Consider the following 24,046-nt stretch of genomic DNA (forward strand, 5'->3'; position numbering starts at 1 on the left):
TACGCCGCCGCCGCGAACTCAGCGCGACCCGGCCGGCGCGTCGTCGCACCAGACCGTTGCCGCAGGCGCGGCCGCGCCGGAACGCGCCAGCGCCACCACCGGCGCGCGGCGCGGCTTGGCCTTGCCGCCGGCACCGCGCGCGGCGACGCGCTTGGACTTGGACAACGGCCGCGCCTTGCCGCCGCGCTGGACCAGCTTGCGCGTGGGCGCCACCTGCTTCGCCGGACGCAGCTTGCATTCGCCGAAGCCAGCGCCGGCTTGCGCGCCCAGGCCCGCGGCCGCTGGCGCTGCGGACGACGCCGGCGCACTGGCGCGCGCCGGCGACACCGCCTCGCCGGCGTTGTCGCCCGCTGCGAGCTTCGTACCCGCCGCACCCGCACCCGCGGCAGCGGCAGCGGACGCGGAGGTGGTTCGCGTCGCCGTACTCGCCGGCGACTGCTTCGATGCGCTCGTCGATGTATCGGCCGATGCGATCTTCGCCGCATTCGCCGCATTCGTAGACGGCTTCGTAGACAGCTTCGTCGACGCATCCGTCGTCGCCTCCATCGCCGTCACCCGCCCGGCCGCTGCCGCTCCCGCCGCCGCATCCCCCGCGACCGGCGCCGGCCGCGCCCGCGCCGCCGCCGACGCGCCCCAGCCCAGGCGCAGGCCCGCATTGAGCGCGTGCACGCGATCCTCGCGGCCGAGCTCGCCGCGATACTCGACGAACGCGCTGCTGGCCGGACCGATCCGGTACTGCACCCCCAGCCCGACGTTCCAGCGGTTGCGTTCGGCGGCGAACCCGACCACGTCGAAGCCCGGCGTGGCGGCGCCGACGAAACCGTTGCGCGCGCGCGGCCGCGAGCCGTCGAGATCGTGCAGATAGCGGATATCCGCGCTCGGGCTCCACTTGCGCTCGCCCGGGCCGAACGCCGGGGTCAGACGCAGACCGACCCCGACGGTGGCGACGTCGTAACCGCCCGTGCGCACCCAAAGATCGGCATCGCCGGCGCCGCGTTCGCGGAACCGCGCCGATTCGACCTTGGCGTAGTACACGCCGAGCAACGGCTCCATCCGCACCCGCAAACCGTCGAAGCGCAAACCGGCTTCGAGCATCGCGTAAGCGCCGTCGTTGCCGAAATCGGCGCGGGCGCGGCGGCGGTAACCGCCCACCGTCACCTCGCGCTGCGCCTGGTAGCGGCCGTAGCTGTAGCCGGCTGCGCCCTGCGCCCACCACCGCCCCGGCGCGTACAGGCCGTGCACGCCGAGGTTGAACAGATCGCTGTCGATCTTGTCGTCGCGGCGGCCGGTCTTCGACGTCGACCGCGCCGCGCCGAGATGCGCGCCGAAGCGCCAATGCGCGGCGGGCGAGCCTTCCACGCCGATCGCCAGGCCGCCGAGGTCGTGGTCGATCCCGTCCAGCCGCCCGCCGTCGAATTCGGCGCGGCCGCCGTAGGCGCTCGCCCACGCCGTACCGAGCGTGCGTTCCTCGTCCACGCCGCGGTCGCGCGCCAGATCCAGCTGCGCCGCGACGCTGCGCTGGAACTGCACGGCGTGGTAGCGCTGGGCGCTGGCGAGCGAGGCATAGGTCTCGCCGCTGAGGCTGTCGAACGCGCGCGGCGCCTGCGCCGCGCTGAGCCCGCGCGCCGCCGCCACCGCGTGTGGCAAGACCGCATCGTCGACGCTGGCGGCCTGCAGGGCGCCGGCCGCCGCACGCTGGTTTTCGCTCAAGCCCGGGAATTGTTCGAAGCGCAGGCCGCCGCCGTCGAGGTGGCGGGCCAGGCGCAGGAACACGTCGTCGCCGCGCCGCAGCAGGCTGGCGTCGAGGAACGGCAGCACGCTCTGGCTGACGCTTGCGAACGCGCCGCTGAGCGCGGACGCATCGACGATGCGGTAATCGGTGATCGGCGCGTAGTCGCCCGGCTGCGGCATCGCCACCACCACGCCGCCGTTGAGCGTGGCGGCGCCGGCGACGGTCACGCTGTCGCTGCGGCCGTCGGCGCTCTGGCGCAGTTGCAGGATCGCGCCGGGGTCCACGGTCAGGCTGGCGACGTTGAGCGCGACGCCGGCCGCGCCGGTGCCCGCGGCCGCGCCGCCGGCGCCGGCCAAACCCGAAGGCGCGAGCGTGCCGGCCAGCGTCAGCGCGCCGGCCAGCGCGCCGCCGCCGACCAGCGCGCCGCCCGCGGCGACCGCGGCGCTGCCGCCGAGCGTGCCGTCGAGCACCAGCGTGCCGCCGATGCTGCTGCGGTCGAACGCGCCGCTGGCGCCGCCGGCGAGCACCAGGGTGCTGCCCGGCGCCAGCGACAGGTTTTCGAAACCGCTCAGGCCGCTCGCCGGCAGCACGCCGTCGCCGCTGCCGCCGACCGCGAAGGTGTCGTTGCCGGCGCCCGCGGCGATGCTGCCGGTGACGCCGCCCAGATAGCCCACGCCGATGCTCAGCGCGTCGTTGCCGCCGCCGAAATCGACCGCGCCGGCGATCGGTCCGGTCGCGGTCAGGACATCGTCGCCGTCGCTGAAGCTCGCCTGGGTGCCCGGCGCGGAACTCAGCCCGGTGACGATGGGGCGGCCGACGTCGAGCGTGCCTTGCAGGATCGACAGCCCGCCGGTGAAGCCGAGCACGTGGCCGTCGAGCCGCAGTTCGCCGTCGCCGCGCTTGATCAGGGTGCCGCTGCCGACCAGGGTGCCGCTGAGGTCGAGGCTGTTGTCGCCGATCAGGTCCAGGGTGCTGCCCGCGGCGATATGCACGTCGTTGCCGAGGTTCAGCCCGGGCACGGCCGCGGTCAGCACGGCCTGGCCGGCGATGGTCAGCAGCCCGGTGCCGAGCGCGCCGTTGTCGCCGAGGCTCAGCGTGCCGCTGTTCAAGTTCATCCCGCCGGCGAACAGATTGGCGCCGGGCAGCGACAGCGTGCCGGTGCCGCTGAAGCTCAGGCCGCCGCCGCCGCGGATCTGGCTGCACAGGCAGGTGTGGCCGTCGCCGCCGATGCCCAGGCGCGCGCCGGCGGCCAGATCGATCGGGTTGCGCAGGGTCAGGTTCGGCACGGTCGCGACCAGACCGGCGTTGCCGCCGACCTGCAGCGCGCCGCTGCCGAGCGCGAGGTCGTTGCCGAGCCCGAGCGTGCCGGCGGCGAGCGCGACGCCGCCGCTGAAGCTGTTGGCGCCGAGCAGGTCGAGCCGGCCGTCGCCGGTCATCGCCAAACCGCCGGCGCCGCCGATGAGCCCGCCGAGCGAGAGATCGTTGCTGCCGGCGATGCCCAAGGTGACGCCCGCGCCGAGGTTCACCGCATTGCCGAGGACAACGCCGGTCGCGAGCGTGCTGAGGCTGGCGTTGCCGCCGACATTCAGCGCGCCGCTGCCGAGCGCGGTGCTGCCGGCGAGCGCGAGACCGCCGCCGCCGAGCGCGAAGCCGCCGGAAAAACTGTTTGCGCCGGCGAGGGTCAAGGTCGACGGCCCGTTGAAGCTGAGCCCGCCGCTGCCGCCGATGACGCCGTTCAAGCCCAGGTCGACGCCGCCGCCGAGGCTCAGCCCGGCATTGAGGTCGATCGGGTTGTTCAAGTTCATCGCCGCGGCGACGTTGAGCGCCGCCGCGCCGTCGACGGCGAGCGCGCCGCTGCCGAGCGCGGAACCGTTGCCGAGCGACAGCGTGCCGGCCTGCAGGCGCACGCCGCCGCTGAAACCGTTGACGCCGTTCAAGGCCAGCGTGCCGGCGCCGATCTTGATCAGCGAACCGCCGCCGCCGATGCCGCCGCCCAGCTCGACATCGGTCGCGCCGCCGAGCGTGAGGCCGGCCCCCGCGCCGAGGTTGAACGCGTTGCCGAGCTTCAATTTCGAACACGGGCAGCCCAGGCTCGCGTTGCCGGTGAGGTTGAGCGCGCCGAGGCCGAGCGACGCGTCGCCGCCGAGCAACAGACTGCCCGCGCCGAGGTCGACGCCGCCGGCGAACGAATTGCTGCCGCTCAAGCTCAGCGTGCCGGCATCGCGCTTGATCAGCCCGCCGCTGCCGGCGAGCGTGCCGCTCAGGCTCAGGTCGTAACCGCCCTGCACGGTCAGCCCGCCGGCGCCGAGGTCGATGTCCTGCGCGAGCGCGAGCCCGCCGACCGTCGCCTGCAGCGCGCCGCCGTTGCCGCCGAGGCGGCCGCTGCCGAACGCGGCGGCATCGTCGAACAAGGCGACGCCGCCGTTGAGCGTGGCGCCGGCGGACGCGACCGCGCCGTCGAGGGTCCAGGTGCCGCTGTTGATCGTCAGCCGTTCGAAACCGCGGTACTGCGCGGCCGCGATCGCGCCGGCGCCGCCGCTGCCCGCGCCGCTGCCGGTGGCGGCGTTCTGCAGCACCAGGGTGTCGTCGCCGCCGCCGGCGTCGACCTGGCCGGTCGCGGCGAAATTCAAGATCGCGCCCGACGGCGTCGCCATCGTCGTCGCGGCGGCCGGGAACGCGTCGCTGGCGATGCTCGACCCGGTCACCGCGACGAAACGGTCGTCGCCGCCGCCGAGGCCGACGCTGCCGTCGATCTGCCCCGCGTTGACGAACGCATGCCCGCCGCTGGCCGCGTCGGCGAACGCGATCCGGCCGACGATGCTGCCGGTGTTGCTGAAATCGACGTTGCCGCCGCCGTAGACGCCGACCGCGAACTGGTCCTGCGCGCCGATGCCGCCGAGCCCGGCGTTGCCGATGGTGCCGGCGTTGCCGATGCGGGTCGCGCCGGCGTTGGCCACCAGCATCGCCGTGCCGGACAGGTCGAAACTGGAATAGCTGCCGAGGATCGAGCCGCTGTTGTCGATCGCGATCTGGCCGCTCGCGGGCGCGGCGAGATTGCCCACGCTCAAGCCGCGGGTCAGCAACAGGCCGTTGGCGGCGGTGGCGTCGATGCTGCCGAGGTTGTTGAGCGCGACGTTGGAACCGCTCAAGGCCATTGCGGTGCCGCCGATGTTGGCGCCCACGACCGCGCCGGCCGCCACGGTGACCGTGAGCCGGTCGGCGCCGCTGGCGAACGCGTTGGGATCGGACGGAAACGGGGTCGGCGCGCCCGTGCACAGCACTGTGGCGCCGTCGGGCGGCGCCGCCGGCGTGCATGCCGCGAGCGCGACATCGCAATACCCCTGCAACGCCAGCAACACCGGAATCGCGCGGGCGACGCCGAGGCTGAGCGGATGGAAACGGATTCGGTTCGGCGATTGGAGCGAGTCTGCGCGCATGGACGGTCCTTGTTTTGTCCGGTTTCCCTGGGCCGCGCCGTCGCGATGCGGCGCGAACGCGGGCGCCGGAGCGGCCGCGCCGGTTTCGCCCGCAGGCGCGGGCGTGCAGGCGCCCGTCGCGTCCGGGCCGTTCCGGTCGCGCTCTGCGAAGCGACACGATGCGAGGGAAGAATCGGTGAGGCGATACGACGAGCCGGCTTGGCTCGCGCCTAGAGAAGTACAGATTTCGTTCGCGAGTCTGTGCGATTCGTTAGCAATTCGTTTCGCCGTAATGCAGCCATGATTTACCTAAAAAAAGCCTAAAATTACGGCGTTTTACAAGCACAGACGGCATGCATCCAAGTGAGTGTCAGTACTTCGTTCGCACCTTATGTGTCCGATGAAATCGAAGGTATGAAATCTGGTGGTTGCACGCGTATCGCGACTGCATCGCATGGCACTCGCAGCCAGAACTTAATTTCGCCGCGAACGGCCGTCGCGGCGCGCGCCGCAGTCTCGGCGCGGCAGTCCCGACGCCGGAACCCGCCGGCCGCGCGGCGCGTCGAGCCGGCAACGGCGGACGCGGTCCGCGTGCGGCCGGGGGACGGGCCGCGTGCGCAGCCGCCACCGCGCACTGCCCCGCATCGCGCCCGCACGCCACGGCGCGCGGCGGCCGCAAACAAAAACGGCACCGCCGCTCGCGCGGCGATGCCGTCCCCTGCTTGTCCACTTCGAACCCAGCCCGGACCAAAGCGACTACCGACCCCGGTCCAGCGCACCGGAGCCGGTAGCGCCACCCGTCCGGCGGCGCTGATGCTTCCGAACCGGCGTTACGGCGTCCGGATCGGAGCCTCGTCGCACCACGTCGTCGGCTGGGTCACCGCGCCCGACGGAGGGGCGGAGCGCGGTGTCGCGGCGGCCAGCTGCGTCAACGGACGACGCGGCTTGGCCTTGCTGCCGGTGCCGCGCGAGGCGACACGCTTGTTCTTGGAGATCGGACGCGCGCCGCCGCTCTTGGCCTTGGCGATCTTGCGCGCCGGCGCGGCCTTCGCCGCCGGACGCAGCTTGCACTGGCCATAGCCGCTGCCCGCCGCCGTGCTGGCGCCGCCGGCGTTGCCCGCCGCGGCACCCGCGCCGGCGCCGGCCAGCAACGCCGCGCCCGCCGCGTCGGAGGAACCCGACGAAGTCGAACCCGATGCGGACGACGCAGCACCGGCCGCGGCACCGACGGCCGCCGCCGCGCCCGCCGCCTTCGCCGCACCGCCGACCGAACCCGAACCCGAGTGCGAGGTCGCCGCAGCGCCGCTTCCCGACGCCGCGCTCGCGGCCGCCGCGCCGCCGGCCGCGGCGGCCGCACCCGCCGCAGCCCCGCTCGACGCACCCGCCGCCTTCGCCGCCGACGCGTTCGCGCCGGCCGTCGCACCCTGCGCCGCAGGATCGTTCGCCGCTCCGCTCTGCGCGGTCCAACCTGCCGCCGCCGGCGTCGCCAGCGGCGCCGCGCGCGCGGCCGCCATCGCCACCGGCCCGCCCCAGCCCAGGCGCAGGCCGGCGTTGAGCGAATGCGCGCGATCGTCGCTGCCGATGTCGCCGCGGTATTCGATGAAGCCGCTGCTCGCCGGGCTGATCCGGTATTGCAGGCCCAGGCCGACGTTCCAGCGGTTGCGCTCGGCGGCGAAACCGGTGGTCGCGAAGCCCGGCACGCTGGCGCCGGCGAAGGCGTTGCGCGCCAGCGGGCGGTCGTCGTTCAAGTCGTGCAGGTAACGGATGTCGGCGGTCGGGCTCCACTTGCGCGCGGCATTGCCGGGCACGCCGGTGAAACGTACGCCGATGCCGGCGGTGGTGACGTCGTAGGCGTCCACCGCGACCAACAGGTCGGCGTCGCCGGCGCCGCGTTCGCGGAACTTCACCGACTCGACCTTGTTGTAGTACACGCCCAGCAAGGGCTCGACCCGCACGCGCGCGGCGTCGATGCGCCAGCCGGCTTCGAGCATCGCGTACACGCCGTCGTTGCTGAAGTGCGCGCGGGTGCGGCGGTTGTACACGCCGACCGCGATCTCGCGCTCGGCGTCGAAGCTGCCGTAGCTGTAACCGGCCGCGCCCTGGGTCCAGAACGAACCCGGCGCGTACAGCCAGTGGATGCCGAGGTTGTACAGATCGCCATCGACCTTGTCGTCGCGCACGTCGGTGGTCATCTTCGAATGCGCCATGCCGACATGCGCGCCGAAGCGCAGATGCTCGGCCGGCGAGCCTTCCAGGCCGATGGCGAGGCCGCCGACGGTGTTGTCTATGCCGTCCAGGCGCTCGCCGTCGAACTCGGCGCGGCCGCCGTACGCGGTCGCCCACAGCGTACCCAGGGTGCTTTCCTCGTCGACGCCGTTGTCGCGCGCCAGATCCAGCTGGCGCGACACGCTGCGCTGCAATTGCTCGGCGTTGTAGCGCTGGGCGCTGGCGATGGAGGCGTAGGTCTCGCCGCTGAGCGTGTCGAACGCGCGCGGCGCCTGCGCCGCGCTGAGGCCGCGCGCGGCGGCGATCAGCACCGGCAACTGGCCGCTGTTGCTGTCGGCGATGGCCTGCAGGGCGTTGGCCACGGCTTGTTGGTTGCCGCTCAAACCCGGGAACTGGTTGAAGCGGATGCCGGTGCCGCCGGCGTCGTGCTCGCTCAGGCGCAGGAACACGTCGTTGCCCTGCACGAACAGCGCCGCGTCGAGGAACGGCAACGCGGTCTGGCTGACGCCGGTGAAGGCGCCGGTCAGCGAGCCGGCGTCGAGGATGCGGTAGTCGGTCACCGGCGCGTAGCTGCCCGGCAACGGAATCGCCACCACCTGCCCGCCGCCGACCGCGGCATTGCCCGCCACCACCACGCTGTCGGTGGCGCCGCCGCCGTTCTGCCGCACTTGCAGGGTCGCGCCCGGGTTCACGGTCAGGCTGGCGACGTTGAGCGAAGCGCCGGGCGTGCCGTTGCCCGCGGCCGCGCCGCTGGCGCCGGCGAGGCCCGAAGGCGCGATCGTGCCGCCGAGGGTCAGCGCGCCGGCCAACGCGCCGTCGCCGATCAGCGCGCCGCCCGCGGCGACCGCGGCATTGCCGCCGAGGTTGCCGTCGAGCACCAGATTGCCGCCGATGCTGCTGTTGTCGAACGCACCGGTCGCGCCGCTGGCGAGCACCAGGGTGCCGCCCGGCGCCAGCGACAGGTTTTCGAAGCCGATCAGCCCGGCCGCCGGCAAGATGCCGTCGCCCGTGCCGTTGACCGCGAACGTGTCGCTGCCCGCGCCGGCGTTGATCGTGCCGGTGAGGCCGGCCAGGTTGGCCAGGCTCGAGGTCAGCGAATCGCCGCCCGCGCCGAGGTTGACCGCGCCGGCGACCGCGCCGGTGACGGTGAGGTTGTCGGCGCCGCCGCTGAAGTTCGCGGTGGTGCCCGCGGCGCTGGCGAGTCCCGCGGTGATCGCGTTGGCGACGTTGAGCGTGCCGCCCTGGATCGACAGGCCGCCGGTGAAGCCCAGCACCGGCCCGTTGAGGCCGAGCGCGCCGCTGCCGTTCTTGACCAGCGTGCCGCTGCCGGCCACGGTGCCGTTGAAGTCGAGGCTGTTGTTGCCGTTCAAGGTCAGCGCGCTGCCGGCGGCGAGGTTGACCGCATTGCCGAGCGCCAGCCCCGGCAGCGCCGAGGTCAGCGCGGCGTTGCCGCCGATGTTCAGCGCGCCGGTGCCGAGCGCGGCGTTGTTGCCGAGGCTCAAGGTGCCGGCATTGAGGTTGACGCCGCCGGCGAAGGTGTTGGCCGCGCCCAGCGCGAGCGTGCCGCTGCCGTTGAAGCCGAGGCTGCCGGCGCCGCCGATGACGCCGCCGAGGCTGAGGTCGTTGCTGCCGCCGATGCCGAGCTGAGCGCCGGCGCCGAGGGTGATGGCGTTGCCGAGCGCGATGCCGGGCGCGGTCGCGCTGAGCCCGGCGTTGCCGCCGACGTTGAGCGCGCCGGTGCCGAGCGCGGTGTTGGCGCCGACGCCGAGCGAACCGGCGTTGAGCGCGACGCCGCCGCCGAAGCTGTTGGCGCCGCCGAGGTTCAAGGCGCCGCTGCCGTTCATGGCCAAACCGCCGGCGCCGCCGATCGCGCCGCCGAGGCCGAGATCGTTGCTGCCGCCGATGCCGAGGGTGACGCCCGCGCCGAGGTTGACCGCATTGCCGAGCGCCACGCCGGGCGCGCTGGCGTTGAGGCCGGCGCTGCCGCCGACGTTCAGCGCGCCGCTGCCGAGCGCGGTGCTGGTGCCGACGCCGAGGGTGCCGCCGCCGAGCGCGACGCCGCCGGCGAAGCTGTTCGCGCCGCCGAGGGTCAGCGTCGACGGCCCGTTGAAGCTGAGCCCGCCGCTGCCGCCGATGGCGCCGTTCAAGCCGAGGTTGGCGCCGCCGCCGATGGCCAGGCCGGCGTTGAGATCGATCGCGTTGCCGAGGTTCACCGCCGCGCCGGCGTTGAGCGTGGCCGCGCCGTTGACGCCGAGCGTGCCGGTGCCGAGCGCGGTGTCGGTGCCGACGTTGAGCGTACCGGCCTGCAGGTTCAGACCGCCGCCGAAGCTGTTGTTGCCGTTGAGGCTCAACGCGCCGGCGCCGGTCTTGATCAGCGAACCGCCGCCGTCGATGGCGCCGCCGAGGGTGATGTCGGGCGCGCCGCCGAGGCTCAGCGCGGCGCCCGCGCCGAGGTTGACCGCATTGCCGAGATTCAACGCCGCGCCGGTGCTGCCGAGGCTAGCGTTGCCGGTGACCGCGAGCGTGCCGGTGCCGAGCGAGGCGCTGCCGCCGAGCAGCAGGTTGCCGGCGCCGAGCGCGACGCCGCCGCCGAAGCTGTTGGCGCCGGTCAGGGTGAAGTCGCCGCTGCCGTTGATCGACAGCCCGCCGCCGCCGCCGATCGCGCCGCCGAGGTTCAGCGCGTTGGCGCCGGTGAGGCCGAGAGTGACGCCGGTGCCCAGGTTGATGGCGTTGCCCAAGGCGATGCCGGGCGCGCCAGCGGTGAGCCCGGCGCTGCCGCCGACGTTGAGCGCGCCGGTGCCGAGCGCCAGGTTGTTGCCGACGCTGAGCGTGCCGCTGCCGAGATTGACGCCGCCGCCGAACGTGTTGGCGCCGTTGAGCGCGAGCGTGCCGGTGCCGTTGAAGCCGAGCCCGCCGCCGCCGCCGATGACGCCGCCGAGGGCGAGGCCGTTGCTGCCGCCGATGCCGAGCGTGGCGCCGGCGCCGAGGTTGATCGCGTTGCCGAGGTTGACGCCCGCGCCGCTCGCGAACAGGCCGGCGTTGGCGCCGACGTTGAGCGCGCCGGTGCCGAGCGAGGTGCTGGTGCCGACGCCGAGCGTGCCGGCGTTGAGCGCGACGCCGCCGCCGAACGTGTTGGCGCCGCCGAGGTTCAAGCTGCCGCTGCCGTTCATCGCCAGCCCGCCGGCGCCGCCGATGGCGCCGCCGAGGCTGAGGTTGTTGCCGCCGCCGATGCCGAGCGTGGCGCCCGCGCCGAGGTTGACCGCATTGCCGAGCGCGATGCCCGGCAGGCCAGCGCTGAGGCTGGCGCTGCCGCCGACGTTGAGCGCGCCGGTGCCGAGCGCGGTGTTGCTGCCGACGCTGAGCGACCCGCCGCCGAGCGCGAGCCCGCCGCCGAAGCTGTTGTTGCCGTTCAAGCTCAGCGTCGACGGGCCGTTGAAGCTGAGCCCGCCGCTGCCGCCGATGGCGCCGTTCAAGCCGAGGTCGACGCCGCCGCCGAGGGTCAGCCCGGCGTTGAGGTTGATCGCGTTGTTCAAGTTCATCGCCGCGCCGGCGTTCAGCGTGGCCGCGCCGTCGACCGACAGCGCGCCGCTGCCGAGCGCCGAACCGTTGCCGAGCGACAAGGTGCCGGCTTGCAGGCTCAACCCGCCGGTGAAGCCGTTGGTTCCGTTCAAGGCCAGCGTGCCGGTGCCGCTCTTGATCAGCGAACCGCCGCCGTTGATGCCGCCGCCGAGGCTCAGATTCGCCGCGCCGCCGAGAGTGAGCCCCGCGCCCGCGCCGAGATTGATCGCGTTGCCGAGGTTCAAGGCCGCGCCGGTGCTGGCGAGGCTGGCGTTGCCGCCGACGTTGAGCGCGCCGAGGCCGAGCGAGGTGTCGGTGCCGAGCAGCAGATTGCCCGCGGCGAGGTTCACGCCGCCGCCGAAGCTGTTGGCGCCGCCGAGGGTGAAGCTGCCGGCGCCGTTGATCGACAGACCGCCGCCGCCGCCGATGGCGCCGTTGAGGCCGAGCGAGTTGGCGCCGCCGAGGCCGAGCGTCGCGCCCGCGCCGAGGTTGATGCCGTTGCCGAGATTGATCCCGGCGACGCCGGCGTTGAGGTTGGCGTTGCCGCCGACGTTGAGCCCGCCGAGGCCGAGCGCGAGATTGTTGCCGACGCTGAGCGTGCCGCTGCCCAGGTTCACGCCGCCGCCGAACGTGTTGGCGCCGTTGAGCGCGAGCGTGCCGGTGCCGTTGTAGCTGAGCCCGGCGCCGCCGCTGATGAGGCCGCCGAGGGCGATGTTGTTGCCGCCGCCGATGCCGAGCCCGGCGTTGAGCACTACCGCATTGCCGAGGCTCACGCCGGCGTTCGAGTTCAGCGTCGCCGCGCCGTTGACGGTCAGCGCGCCGAGGCCGAGCGAGGTGTTGGTGCCGACGGTCAGACCGCCGCCTTGCAGGTTGAGCCCGCCGGCGAAGCTGTTGGCGCCGCCGAGCGTCAGGTTCGCCGCGCCGTTCTTGGTCAGCCCGCCGAGGCCGGCGATCGTGCCGTTGAGCGCGAGGTTGTTGCTGCCGCCGAGGCTGAGCCCGGCGTTGAGGTTGAAGTTGTTGGCCAGGCTGACCCCGGCGTTGGCGTCGAGGCTGCCCGCGCCGCTGACGGTGACCGCGCCGGTGCCGAGCGCCAGATTGTTGCCGACCGTGAGCGCGCCGCCGCCGAGGTTGAAGCCGCCGGAGAAATTGTTGGCGCCGTTGAGCGTGAGCCCCGAGACCCCGGCCATGCTGAGCCCGCCGGCGCCGCTGATGGCGCCGTTGAGGGTCAGCGCGCCGCCGCCGGCGCCGAAGTTCAAGGTGTTGTTGAGCACGATGTTGTTGCCGAGCGTGACCCCGGCCGCGCCAGTGAGCCCGGCCGCGCCGTTGACGGTCAGCGCGCCGGTGCCGATCGCGGCGCTGTTGCCCAGGTGCAGCGAGCCGGCCTGCAGGGTGGTGCCGCCGGTGTAGTTGTTGGTCCCGTTGAGGATCAGGTTGCCGCTGGCCAGGTTCAGCGAACCGGCGCCGTTGATGTTGCCGCCGAGGGTCAGCGCGCCGGCGCCGTTCAAGGTCAGCGCGCCGTTGAGCTGGACCTGGTTGGCGAGCGTGCCGGTGAACGCGGTGTTGAGCTGGGCCGGCCCGCCGACCAGGAACAGGCCGGTGCCGAGCGAACCCGCCGTGCCCAGGGTCAGGCCGCCGCCGTTGAGCGCGAAGCCGCCGGCGAAATTGTTGTTGCCGGCCAGGGTCAGGGTGCCGGCGCCGTTCTTGATCATGCCGCCGGCGCCGCTGATGGTGCCTCCAAGCGTCAGGTTGTTGCCGCCCTGCACGATCAGCCCGCCGGTGAGGTTGACGTTCTGCGCCAGGGTCAGCCCGCCGACCGATGCCTGAATCGCGCCGCCGTTGCCGGTCAAGGTGCCGGTGCCGAACGACAGCGCGTTGTCGAAGATCGCGGTGCCGCCGTTGAGCGCGGCGCTGCCGCTGACGACCGCGCCCTGCAAGGTCCAGGTGCCGCTGTTGAGGGTCAGGTTCTCGAAGTTGAGGTATTGCAGCGCCGAGATCGTGCCCGCGCCGCCGTTGCCCGAGCCCGGGCCGACGGCGGTGTTCTGCAACACCAGGGTGTCGTTGCCGCCGATGCCGGCATCGACCGTGCCGCTGCCGGCGAAGGTCAGCACGCTCGGCGGAATCGACGGCGTCGGAATGGTGACGCCCGGCAGCGGCACCAGCCCGCCGTTGATGCTCGAACCGGTCACGGCGACGAAAGTGTCGTTGCTCAGCGTGGTGCCGAGCGAGACGCTGCCGTTGATGGTGCCGACGTTGACGAAGGTGTTGCCGCCCGCGGTCGGGCTGGAGAACCCGACCCGCCCGGTGATGGTGCCGGTGTTGGTGAAGTTGACGTTGCCGCCGCCGTAGATGCCGACCGCGATCGAGTTGATCGGATCGAACAGGCCCAGCGCGCTCATGCCGATGGTGCCGGAGTTGGTGATGGTGGTGGTGCCGGTGTTGGCGACCACCATCGCCGAGCCGAGCAGGCCGAAGGTGCCGTCGAAGGTGCCTTCGATCAGGCCCTGGTTGTCGATGACGACGTTGCCGTTGCCCGGCGCGATCAGATTGCCGACCGCCAGCGCGCGCGCCAGCACCAGCGAGCCGGCCGCGTTGGCGTCGATCGCGCCGAGGTTGGTCAGGTTCAGGCCGTTGCCGCCGAAGGTCATCGCGGTGCCGCCCGGCAGCGTGCTCATGATCGCGCCGTTCTGCACGGTGACGTTGAGGTTGTTGGCGTTGCTGAGGAAGGAGTTCGGATTCGGCGGCAGCAGGATCGGTACGCCGGTGCAGCTCACCGTGGCGCCGTCGGTCGGCACGGCCGGCGTGCAGGCCGCGGACGCGCTGCCGCTGTAGAACTGCAAGGCCAGCAACAGCGGGATCGCCTGGGCGACGCCGAGGCTGAGGGGATGGAAGCGAAGACGACGACGTTGCGCGCGTGCGGACATGACCGATCCTCCGTTTTTTTCCGATCTGCTTGGTGCGACCTGCAGCCCGGGGCATGCGGTCGGATGGCGGAACGGGCGGACGGCGAAGGACGAGGACCTCCGCGATGCACGGCGTCGCGCTCGTGCCGGCGATGGACCGGGCTGCAGGTTTCCCGGTGCATCCGACAGCGGCGGAAACAGCTATCGACAGCGTTGCGGAGCGCTCGGCTCCGGTTGGGGGAAACGACGGAAACGCGTGGGCTGGGTGGACAGACGGCCGCAGTGTATGAGCAGAAAAAAAACGTAAAACTCACCGTCGCTCACGTCTTGCTGAGCGCATTCATGCGCCTGTACGGGGCTCACGCACGCTCACCGGATGTCATGTCCGCGAGCAAGGAATTTGCTGCGCGTTTCCCGATTCGAAATTGCCGGCGGCAGCGCTCTTGCGCCGCCGCGCCGGCGCGGAAAAACGAAACCCCGGACGCTCGCGCGTCCGGGGTTTTGTGAGCCTGGGCAAATCGCGGCGCGACTTCGCGCGGCGGCGGCCGCCGCGCGCCCGGATCGAAGTCCGGTCCCGACGCGATCAGCGCACGATCAAACCAAGGTCAAGGTCACATCGATGTTGCCGCGGGTCGCGTTCGAGTACGGGCACACCACGTGGGCCTTCTCGATCAGGTCCTGCGCCTGTTCGCGCGGCAGGCCCGGCAGCGAGATCTTGAGCTCGGCCTGGATGCCGAAGCCGGTCGGCAGCGGGCCGATGCCGACGCTGCCGTCGATCGCCGCATCGGCCGGGAACGCGATCTTGTCGCGGCCGGCGACGAACTTCATCGCGCCCATGAAGCAGGCCGAGTAGCCGGCCGCGAACAGCTGTTCCGGGTTGGTGCCGTCGCCGCCGCCGCCGCCGAGTTCGCGCGGGGTGGTCAGCTTGACGTCGAGCACGTTGTCCGAAGACACGGCGCGGCCGTCGCGGCCGCCGGTGACGTGGGCGTGGGCGGTGTAGAGGACTTTTTCGAGGGACATGGCTGGATTCCTTTGGGTGGGTGGCGGACGTTGGAGGTTCGGGGGGAGCGAGTAGCAGCGGATTTTCGGTTGCCCGCTACTGCATAGCGCACTACTTTTTTGTTGCGCGTCGATGTCTCGGACGTTGTTTCAGGAATGGGCGATCAGGCTGGCGCGCAGGGATTCGAGCTGGGCCTTGAGCGCGGTGAGCTCGTCGATGCTGCAATCCTCGAGCGCGCAGCCCATGCCCTCGGGCACGCTGCGCGCCTTGGCCTTGAGCGCCCGGCCGGCCTTGGTCAGCTCGATCACCACCTGGCGTTCGTCGCTGGCGGCGCGGGTGCGGGTCACCAGGCCGGCGGCCTCCAGGCGCTTGAGCAGCGGCGTCAGCGTGGCCGAGTCCAGGAACAGGCGCTCGCCGATTTCCGACACCGTGACCGCGTCGCGCTCCCACAGCACCATCATCGCCAGGTATTGCGGGTAGGTCAGCTTGAGCTTGCCGAGCAGCTTGCGGTAGACCTTGTTGAGCGCCAGCCCGGTCGAATACAGGGCGAAGCACAACTGGTCGTCGAGCAGCAGGGTCGGCCGCGGGGGCTGGGACTTGGCGCTGCGGGCGGCGGGGGCGGCGGGCTTCTTCATGGGGCGCAATTTACATAGTGCGCTATTTAATAGCAAGCATTCGGCGACGGGCGGCGGCGGGCCGGAGCGTTCTGCGGGTGGGGCGAATCGGTTTTGCGGGGGTTCGGCGCGATCGGGCGGGTGCGCGGTCGCGGCTCGCGCCGCTCCTACAGGGGGCCGGCGTGGCCGCGTATCCGACTGTAGGAGCGGCGCAAGCCGCGACCGCGACACGACGCCTACGGCGCCCGCACCGGACTGCCCGGCAAATACAAAGCCGCGATCTGCAACGCCGTGCGGTACGGCTCCGGATCGTTGCGATTGCTCAGCATCACCACCGTCAACCGCCGCTGCGGCCAGCGCACGATGACGTTGCGGAAGCCCATCGACTCGCCCGAATGCCACAAGGTCTCGCCGGTGATGCGCCAGCCGTAGCCATAGCCCACATCGGGCGCGTCGGTCGGCGTGTGCGCGGCGAACGCCAGCGCGCGCGAGGCGTCGCTGAGCAGGCGCGCGTCGTACAGCGCCGCGTCCCACCGGGCCAGATCGTCGATCGAGGAATAAATGCCGCCGTCGCCGAGCGTGGCGCTGGTCGGGCTCTGGTCGGTGCGCCGCCACTGCCCGTTCTCGTAGCTGTAGCCGTAGGCGCGGTGCGCGACCTGCGACACGCCGCGCTCGTAGGCGACGGTGTCGCGCATGCCCAGCGGCATGAAGATGCGCTCGCGCAGGAATTCGGCGAAGCCGCGCCCCGAGGCCTTGGCCACGGTCAGCGCCAGCAGCGAATAGCCGCTGTTGCTGTAGCGATAACCGCTGCCCGGCGCGAAGTAAGTGCGGTCCTGGCCTTCGAGCACCGCCAGCACATCGGCGTCGTGCATCTGATGGGCGTCGGCGTCGAAGCTCGCCGGCATCACGTCCTCGTAATCGATCAGCCCGGACTGGTGGCTGAGGATCTGCCGGATCGTGATCGCGTCGCAGGCCTTGGGCAGGCTCGGCAGCCAGCGCTTGATCGGATCGTCGAGCCCCAGCTTGCCGTCCTGCGCCAGCAACAGCACCGCGGCGGCGGTGAACTGCTTGCTGACCGAGGCGAGCCGGTAATTGGTCTGCGGCGTGGCCGCCGTGCCGTCTTCGAGCACCGCCATGCCGTAGCCGCGGCGCAGCAGCGGCCGGCCGTCGCGCAACACCAGCACGCTGGCGCCGGGCACGCGGCCGCGGTAATCGGCGAGCAAGGCGTCGACCGCCTGTTCGGCCTGCGCGTCGGCCGCGGCGCCCTGCCCCGCTTCGCGCTGCGGCGCCGTTGCGCACGCCGCCACGCCCAGGCAAACGGCGGCGACCGCGGCGAAACGTCCGCCGCCCGCCCGCGTCGCGGTTTCCGGCGGCGGTGCCGCGCGCATCTTGTCGCTCATCGTCCAGTCTCCGACAACAGACCATCGCTATCTGCGAACTCAAAGCAGGAACCAACGCGCCGCTGCCGGCTGCCCGTTCCCCGCACGTCTTCGTTGCCCCGCTTCCCCGCTGCGATCACTTCACCGGAAAATCGAACGCCACCCCCGGCGTCGGCTCCGGCTTGAGCGTGTAATGCCACCACTCCAGCGGATAGTTCTCGAAACCCTCGCGCTGCATCGCCGCGCGCAGGCGCTCGCGGTGGCCGCGCTGGGCCAGGCTCGCGCGCGGCGAATCGGTGTGGGCGAGTTCGTCGAAGAAATCGAAACCGGTGCCCATGTCCAGCGGCTCGTAGCCGCCGCCGCGGCGCTCGAGCAAGGTCAGGTCGAGGGTGGCGCCGCGGCTGTGGCCCGAGGTCGGCGAGATGTAGTCGCCGAGCAGCCGGCTCTTGTCCAGCCCGGGGTAGTAGCGCGGCTTGGTCTTCTGGTCGTCCGGGTCGGCGGCCCAGGCGACGAAGTCGCGCACCGCGCGCACCGGGCGGTAGCAGTCGTAGATGCGCAGGCGCAGCCCCTGCGCGCGCAGCTCGCGTTCGACCCGCGCCAGCGCTTCGGCCACGCTCCGGTGCAGGTAACAACCGGCGCCGAGGTAGCCGGCGACCGGGCGGCCGACGAAGTTGTCGCTGCCGGCGTAGCGGATCTCCAGATCGATGTCGGGCACGAGCGAACGGATCTCGACCATGCCCGCGGCGGCGGCGTCCTGGGCGGTGGAGATGGTCGGCGCGACCGCCGCCAGCGGCGCGGCCGCGGCGGCCGGCGCAGGCGCCGGCCCGCTCTGCGCCTGCGGCGAGCGCACCGCGGCGACGCAGCCGATCAGCACCAGCAAGGCGCAGGCCTCAACCGCAATCGCCGACGCGCGCGAACGCCAGGTCTTCATAGTCGTAGCTGAAATCGGCATCCGGATCGAGCTTGCTCATGCTGAAGGCGGCTGGCTCGGCCGCGGCGGCGAAATCGATCCAGGCCTCGGCGTCGACTTCCTCCGCGTCCCAGTCGACCAGCAGGCGCGGCCCGACCCGGACGATCTTACCGGTCATCAGCGGCGACTTTCGCGAGGCGAATTCCACTTCGCCGCCGCGCGCGCACAGCCCGACCTCGCCGAACCACGGATCGCGGTAGACGCCCAGGCGCCCGCGCAGCTCGTCCGGCTTGAGCGGCCGGCGCGCGGAGGTGTCGGGCGCGCGGCTGGCGGCCGGCGCGGCCGCCTCGCGCTCGATCGCGTCGGCGTACCAAGCCACGCCGCGCTCGCTGCGCGGCTGTGTGTAGCGCTGGGTCAGCATCTGGTCGAACACGCTGCGCGCATCGCCGGCGTCGCCGTTGATCAGCACCACGAAGCCGGCCTTGCGCTCGGGCAGCAGCGTGGTCAGCGAGTACATGCCCATCAGCGTGCCGGTGTGCGAGACCTTGAACTCGCCGTCGAAGTCGCTGAGCCGCCAGCCGTAGCCGTAGGCGGCGAAATGGGTGCCCGACCACTCGCGCTGGCGCCGGCTCGGCGTCATCGGCATCTGCGCGCGCCACAGTTCGCCGCGTTGCTGCGCCGACAGCCACGGCTGGCCGTCGCGCGCCGGCGCGGCCGGGTCGAGCCAGGCGCGCAGCCAGCGGGTCATGTCGTTCAGGCCGCAGCGCACGCCGCCGGCCGGGTCCATCGGCGTGGCGGCGACGGTGTCGCCGTCCTCGCGCACCGGCACGTAGCGCCCGTCGCGGCGCGCGTGCGGCTGCGCCAGCGGCGCGGCCTCGCTGCGCGCGAAGCCGCCGATGCGGCAGCCGTCCATGCCGAGCGGCGCGAACACCTCGCGCCGCAGCAAATCTTCGTACGCCGCGCCGCCCGCCGCGGCGGCGACTTCGCCGGCGACGATGTACAGCAGGTTGTCGTAGTCGTAGCGCGAGCGGAAGCTGTGCACCGGCTTGAGGTAGCGCAAGCCGTGAATCACGTCGCTGCGGGTGAAGCGGTTCGGCTCGGGCCACAGCATCAGGTCGCCGGCGCCGGCGCGCAGGCCGGAGTTGTGGATCAGCAGGTCGCGGACCTGGATCTCGCGGGTGACCCAGTCCTCGTGCATGCGGAAGTTCGGCAAGTACTTCGTCACCGGATCGTCCCAACGCAGCTTGCCGGCATCGACCAGCCGCGCCAGCAGCGCGGTGGTCATCGACTTGGTGTTCGAGGCGATCTTGAACAACGAATCCGGGCCAACCGTTCGCCCGGATCCCGCCAGCAACTCGCCTTGGGTCTTCGAATAGACCACCTGGCCGTTCTCGACCACGGCCACGGCGAAACCCGGCAGGCGATAACGCGCCTGCACTTGCTCGACGATCCGCTCCAGGCCGGCATCGGCCGGCTCGGCCGCGACAGCCGGCCACAACGAAGAAAAGAACAGGGCCGCGCAAAGCGAACCGATGCAGCGCATCGGCACGGGCCCTGTCGAGGTAGAGGAACGCCGGCCCCTGCGTGCAGGGGCCGGCGCGAGGCGCGAGGCGGAGTCGGGCGTCACGTCGGCAGGCGTCGCTCAGGCAGGCTTCGCGCCAGCATGCATCAGAAATCCACCGACACGGTCAGCTGCGCGTAGCGCGGCGTCTGATAGCCGGTGCCCAGGCCATAGAACTCGTTGACGACGCCGACGCCGGTTTCGTAGGAATCGTCGACTTCCAGCGCGCGTTGACGGTTCAGCAGGTTGTAGACCGCCAGCTTGACCCGAAGATCGGCGGCGCCCAGCGAACGCTGGTAGCTGAGGCTCGCGCCGAGATCGAACGTCCACGGCGTGCGCCCGCCGGAGCCGCGCTTGCGCAGTTGGTAGGTGCGCTGGGCGAAGTCTTCCGCGGTGCAGTTGGCCACGCACACGTAGAAGCTGTGGTAGACGGTCGGATCGTACGGATTGCCGAGGCCGAAGGCGTTGATCGGACGCCCGGACTGGGCGTTCAAGGTCGCGCCCACCGTCCAGTTGTCGTTGAGCGCATACGCGCCGCGCAGCTTGATCTGGTGGCGGCGGTCGTTCGGCAGCGGGCCGTCGCCGTTGAGGTTGACGAAGGGATCGTCGAACGATTCGGTGCGGCCGGTGTTGTCGAATCCGAAGTCCGAGTTCGACGGCCCCTCGACGTTGCCCTCGCTCTTGGACCACGTGTACGAGGCGTTGAACATCCACTTGTCGTCCCAGGCGCGGTCGAGCATGAACTCCAGCGCGCGATAGGTGCGCTTGGGCTTGACCCAGCCGCGCTCGCCGACGTAATTGCCGTCGGCGTCGTACAGCGCCCAGCCGGCGCGCGAGGTGTCGATGTCGACGTAGCCGTCCTTGACCCCGTCGCAGTTGGTGTCGGTGTACAGCTTGACCTTTTTGCCGGGGTTGCCCATCACATAGCCGATGCCGCCGGGCTCGCCGTTGCACAGGATGCCGTTGGAGGTGATCTCCATGTCGTCGATGGCGTTGTGCAGGCGGCGGTAGATGCCGCGCACGCCCCACGACCAGGTATCGCCGAACATCGCCTGATAGCCCAGGATCACCTCGTCCTGGTAGACCGGATCGATATCGCCGTCGACCTTGCTGCGCTGGTCCTGCACGGTGCCGTCGCCCTGGCTGTTGTCGACCGGGCCGATCTGCGCGCCGAGGATCGGCCGGTAATAGGTCGCGCCGTTGCGCTGGAACGCCTCCAGCCCCTGCAAGGCATAAAAGGTGCGCTCGTCGAGGAAGGCGCCGGCCTGCTTGACGTTGATCTGGTTGACGATCGGCAGGAAGTAGCGGCCGATGTTGCCGAACACCTTCGAGCGCCCGTCGCCGCGGAAATCCCAGGAGAAGCCCAGGCGCGGCGCGATCATGTCGTCGATCTTGATGTAGGTCTTGCCGGCGCCGTTCTTGTTGTTGAAGGCTTCCACGCGCACGCCGCCGTTGAGCATCAGGTCCGGGGTGATCTGCCAGTTGTCTTCGATGTAGTACGCCGAGTTGATCGTCTCGAAGGTGCCGGTGACCTCCTGCTGGCGCGCGCGCACGTAGGCGTTGACGCCGGCCGGGACCACGCCGCCGTTCTCCAGGGTGGTGCCGGGCACGGTCGGGTAGATCTGGTAGAACTTGCGCGAGGCGCCGGGATAGAAGCTCTCGTTGTCGGAGGTGTTGACCTCGCGGTCCAGGCCGAAGCGCAGCAGGTGGTCGCCGAGCTGCCATTCGAAGTCCAGGCGCGCGGCTTCGCGCTTGTCGGCGCCGTTCTCGATCTGCGCCGAGGACACGCAGCCGATCTGCGGGTTGCCGGCCACGCGCCGGTCCTGCACCGCGTCGCAGTCGCGGTCGTTGAGGCTGCTGGCGATGCGGTCGCGCTTGTTCTCGCCGTACAGCGCCTTCATCGAGAAGTTGTCGCTCAGGTAGCCGGTGTAGGTCAGCGCCCAGTTGGTGCCGCCGACCTCGCTGTACTGGGTGTTGCTGCGGGTGCCGCGGGTGCCGCGGGCGAAGTCGTACTGGTAGTTGTCGGTGGTGGTTTCGTTCTTGTCGGAGAACGCCAGGAATTCCAGCAGGTGGCTGTCGTTGATCTGCCAGTCCAGCTTGGTGCCCCAGAAGCCCTTGTCGGCCTTGCCCTTGAAGAAGGTGCTGCCCGAATCGTTGGTGCTCTCGGGCCGGTAGTCGCGGAACTCGTACATCGCGTAGAAGAACAGCTTGTCCTTCACGATCGGCCCGGAGGCGTGCACGTTGAGGTTGGTGCGGTCGTACTTGTCGCGGCTGGCGATGCGGAACGGATCGCCGTTGCGGTCGTAATGGTTGTCGCCGCCGGATTGCAGCGACTTGGGCTCCCACACCAGCTCGGCGCCGTACTTGAATTCGTTGCCGCCGGACTGGGTCACGGCGTTGATGACGCCGCCGGTGGTGCGGCCGAATTCGACCGAATAGCCGCCGGTCTTGACCTGGAATTCCTTGAAGAAGCCGAACGGAATGCTTGAGAAGCCGACCCGCTTGTAGAAGTCGGTGACGTTGAGGCCGTTGATGTAGACCGCGTTCTCCGACACCGAGGAACCGCCGAACGAGGCGCCGCCGTACTGGCCCTGGATCACGCCCGGCGCCAGCAACGCCACCGCCTGCGCGTCGCGCGCGATCGGCACGCGTTCGAGCTCGGCCTTGGTGATGTTGGTGGCCGATTCGGTCGAACGCACGTCGACCGGGGTGATCACGCGCGAGCCGATCACCTGCACCGCGGCCAGATCGGTGGCGCCGCCGAGATTGACGTTGGCCTCGTTGCCGAGGCTCACCACCACCTGCAGCGGCTCGCCGACGCGCTGGCCGTCCTTGCTGGCCTGCAGCTCGTAAGTGCCGATGGGCAGGAACGGGAAACGGTAATTGCCCTGGGCGTCGGCCTTGACCGTGCGGGTGAAGCCGGTGTCGGCGCTGCGCACGGTGACCTCGGATCCGGCCGCGACGCGGCCGGACAGCGAACCGTCGGTGTTGGCCGCCAGCGCGGGCAGGGCCATCGATGCGAGGCAGATCCCCATCGCCGCGCACAAACCGGACTTGCGAAAGCTCTTGCCTTTCATTGCCGCACTTCCTCCCCTGAACGATATGGGCGGAGCTGCGCCGGGCGATTACTCCGTCGGCAGCACCTGCGCGTTGTAGTCGTAGTCCCACTGGTCGAAGTAGAGATTTCCCCCTTCCCACTCGACCTCGCCGCGTTGCGAATCCACGGTCTCGGAACGATCGAACCGCTTGGCCGGCGCGAACGCGCGGCCGTAGTCGTCGTTGTAAGCCACCCGGTACGCGTCGAGGCCGCCGAGATAGAAGCCGGCCAGCTGCGGATCGGGCGATTCGAAGCGGCCGGTGGTGACGTCCACCGGCAGCCAGCCGTACGGGGCCAGATACATCCAGGCCCAGTCGTGCATGTTGGTGTAGCCGTCGTCGCCGAACACCCAGCCGGACTGCCAGCGCGCCGGAATGCCGTTGAGGCGCAGCAGCGCCATCAGCAGCAGGGTCTGCTGGCCGCAGTCGGCGTGGCCGGCGTGCAGGGCGTAATCGGAGATGTTGGAGATCGTCGAGTACTCGCGCGCGCCGGCCCACGGGATCGCGTCGACCGCGGCGTAGAGCTTCTGCGCGACCCGGTACGGGTTTTTCTCATCGCCGACGACCTTGCGCGAGAACGCGCGCAACGCCGGAGTGAAGACGATGTGCGGCGCGCGCTCGCCCAGGTACGGTCGGGTCTGCGCGTTGTCCGGCGCCGGCACCACCTTGTCCGGATCGATCGCGCGGTACTGGCCGTACACGGTCAGCTCGTAGCTGACTTCGAACCGGGTCGGCTTGCCGGCCTGCGCGGTCTGTTCGAGATACACGGTGCGCTGCAGCGTCGACGCCGGCGCGATCGCGTGCTTGGCCGGCGCGCTGGCGAGAAAACGGATGTCCTGTTGCTGATGCGGCAATTCGCGCGGATACGGCAGCCACGCGCGCAGCGTCTTGCCGGCCGGCACCGCGTCGGCGCGCACGCTCAGCGATTGCACGATGCGCACCCGTCGCGGCGCGCCGTAGCCGCGTTGCAGCGCGGCGTCGCGCACTTCGCGCTGATGCTCGTTGAGCGTTTCCATCGGCCCCGCGCTCAGCGGTTTGGCATCGGCGCGGCGGCGCGCCAGCGCCTGCGCGCTGAGCCGGAACAGGTTCGACGGCGCGCGCTGGAAATAGCGTTTCTCGCCGTCGATGTTCATCGATTCGAGCAGGCCCTGGCGGTCCCAGGCGTCGAACTCGGCCGGGGTCAGATCGGGAATCTGCGTGCGCAGCTTCTGCTCCGCCTGGGCGCGATCGAGGCTGAAATCCAGGCGGATGCGGCGCATGCGCTCGCGCTGGAATTCCAGCGCCGCGCGCGCTTCGTCGCGCAGGCCGCGCTGTTGCAGCGCCGCATCGATTTGCGCGCGCGCTTCGCCGAAACGGCCGGCGTCGACCGATACCACCACCGCGTCGAGCGCGCGCGCGGCGGCTTCGTCGGCGGCGCGCGCCTGCGCTTGCGCCGGGCCGACCGACACGCGCAAGCCCAGTACCAGCGCCGGCAGCGCGAAGATCAGGCCGAGCGCGAGCGCACGCGTGCGCCAGCGCCCGGCGGGAGAGACGATGGCCCTCGCGCGGGGAGCGATAAACAGCAGGTCAGTCACGGGATCCATACCTGTGTCACCCACGCGGGGCCATCGGTTCATGGCTGTGTAACATGTGGATGTCAGGTGGTCAATAAATT

At 71.3% G+C, this 24,046-nt stretch carries 9 protein-coding genes; all 9 read right to left on the reverse strand.

What is annotated here, in order from left to right; translation table 11 throughout:
* Positions 1-18: 18 nt before the first annotated feature.
* The 9 genes from JHW38_RS13450 to JHW38_RS13490 all read right to left on the reverse strand — a co-directional run bounded on the left by JHW38_RS13450 (position 19) and on the right by JHW38_RS13490 (position 23,966).
* Positions 19-5,169 (reverse strand): autotransporter outer membrane beta-barrel domain-containing protein, encoded by a 5,151-nt coding sequence (locus tag JHW38_RS13450; protein ID WP_207521834.1) that lies wholly within the window; start codon positions 5,167-5,169, stop codon positions 19-21.
* A gap of 809 nt (positions 5,170-5,978) precedes the next feature.
* Positions 5,979-13,853 carry an autotransporter outer membrane beta-barrel domain-containing protein gene (locus tag JHW38_RS13455; protein ID WP_207521835.1) on the reverse strand — a complete coding sequence of 2,625 codons (7,875 nt, stop codon included), beginning with the start codon at positions 13,851-13,853 and terminating at the stop codon, positions 5,979-5,981.
* Positions 13,854-14,426: 573 nt separating this feature from the next.
* Complete coding sequence (locus JHW38_RS13460; RefSeq protein WP_207521836.1) at positions 14,427-14,852, reverse strand: organic hydroperoxide resistance protein; 426 nt, start codon at positions 14,850-14,852, stop codon at positions 14,427-14,429.
* A gap of 129 nt (positions 14,853-14,981) precedes the next feature.
* Entirely contained in the window at positions 14,982-15,467 is a 486-nt protein-coding gene (locus tag JHW38_RS13465; RefSeq protein WP_207521837.1) for a MarR family winged helix-turn-helix transcriptional regulator, read from the reverse strand.
* 215 nt (positions 15,468-15,682) lie between these two features.
* Complete coding sequence (locus JHW38_RS13470) at positions 15,683-16,846, reverse strand: serine hydrolase domain-containing protein (protein ID WP_242690937.1); 1,164 nt, start codon at positions 16,844-16,846, stop codon at positions 15,683-15,685.
* A gap of 115 nt (positions 16,847-16,961) precedes the next feature.
* Positions 16,962-17,756: a M15 family metallopeptidase gene (locus JHW38_RS13475; protein ID WP_242690938.1), complete on the reverse strand. Its 795-nt coding sequence runs from the start codon at positions 17,754-17,756 to the stop codon at positions 16,962-16,964.
* Positions 17,716-19,278, reverse strand: coding sequence for a serine hydrolase domain-containing protein (locus JHW38_RS13480; protein WP_207526364.1), 1,563 nt, complete (start codon positions 19,276-19,278; stop codon positions 17,716-17,718). Before JHW38_RS13480 ends, JHW38_RS13475 begins: the two co-directional genes overlap by 41 nt.
* A gap of 125 nt (positions 19,279-19,403) precedes the next feature.
* The gene (locus tag JHW38_RS13485; protein ID WP_207521839.1) at positions 19,404-22,373 is read right to left on the reverse strand and encodes a TonB-dependent receptor; all 2,970 of its coding nucleotides are present in this window, start codon (positions 22,371-22,373) and stop codon (positions 19,404-19,406) included.
* A gap of 48 nt (positions 22,374-22,421) precedes the next feature.
* Complete coding sequence (locus tag JHW38_RS13490) at positions 22,422-23,966, reverse strand: transglutaminase-like domain-containing protein (protein WP_428995244.1); 1,545 nt, start codon at positions 23,964-23,966, stop codon at positions 22,422-22,424.
* Positions 23,967-24,046 lie beyond the last annotated feature (80 nt).

The organism is Lysobacter enzymogenes (assembly GCF_017355525.1).
Taxonomy (GTDB): domain Bacteria; phylum Pseudomonadota; class Gammaproteobacteria; order Xanthomonadales; family Xanthomonadaceae; genus Lysobacter; species Lysobacter enzymogenes_C.

Coding starts and splice junctions, on each gene's coding strand:
- JHW38_RS13470 (WP_242690937.1), bottom strand. CDS start 16,846: ATGAGCGACAAGATGCGCGCGGCACCGCCGCCGGAAACCGCGACGCGG.
- JHW38_RS13460 (WP_207521836.1), bottom strand. CDS start 14,852: ATGTCCCTCGAAAAAGTCCTCTACACCGCCCACGCCCACGTCACCGGC.
- JHW38_RS13485 (WP_207521839.1), bottom strand. CDS start 22,373: ATGAAAGGCAAGAGCTTTCGCAAGTCCGGTTTGTGCGCGGCGATGGGG.
- JHW38_RS13475 (WP_242690938.1), bottom strand. CDS start 17,756: ATGAAGACCTGGCGTTCGCGCGCGTCGGCGATTGCGGTTGAGGCCTGC.
- JHW38_RS13450 (WP_207521834.1), bottom strand. CDS start 5,169: ATGCGCGCAGACTCGCTCCAATCGCCGAACCGAATCCGTTTCCATCCG.
- JHW38_RS13480 (WP_207526364.1), bottom strand. CDS start 19,278: ATGCGCTGCATCGGTTCGCTTTGCGCGGCCCTGTTCTTTTCTTCGTTG.
- JHW38_RS13465 (WP_207521837.1), bottom strand. CDS start 15,467: ATGAAGAAGCCCGCCGCCCCCGCCGCCCGCAGCGCCAAGTCCCAGCCC.
- JHW38_RS13455 (WP_207521835.1), bottom strand. CDS start 13,853: ATGTCCGCACGCGCGCAACGTCGTCGTCTTCGCTTCCATCCCCTCAGC.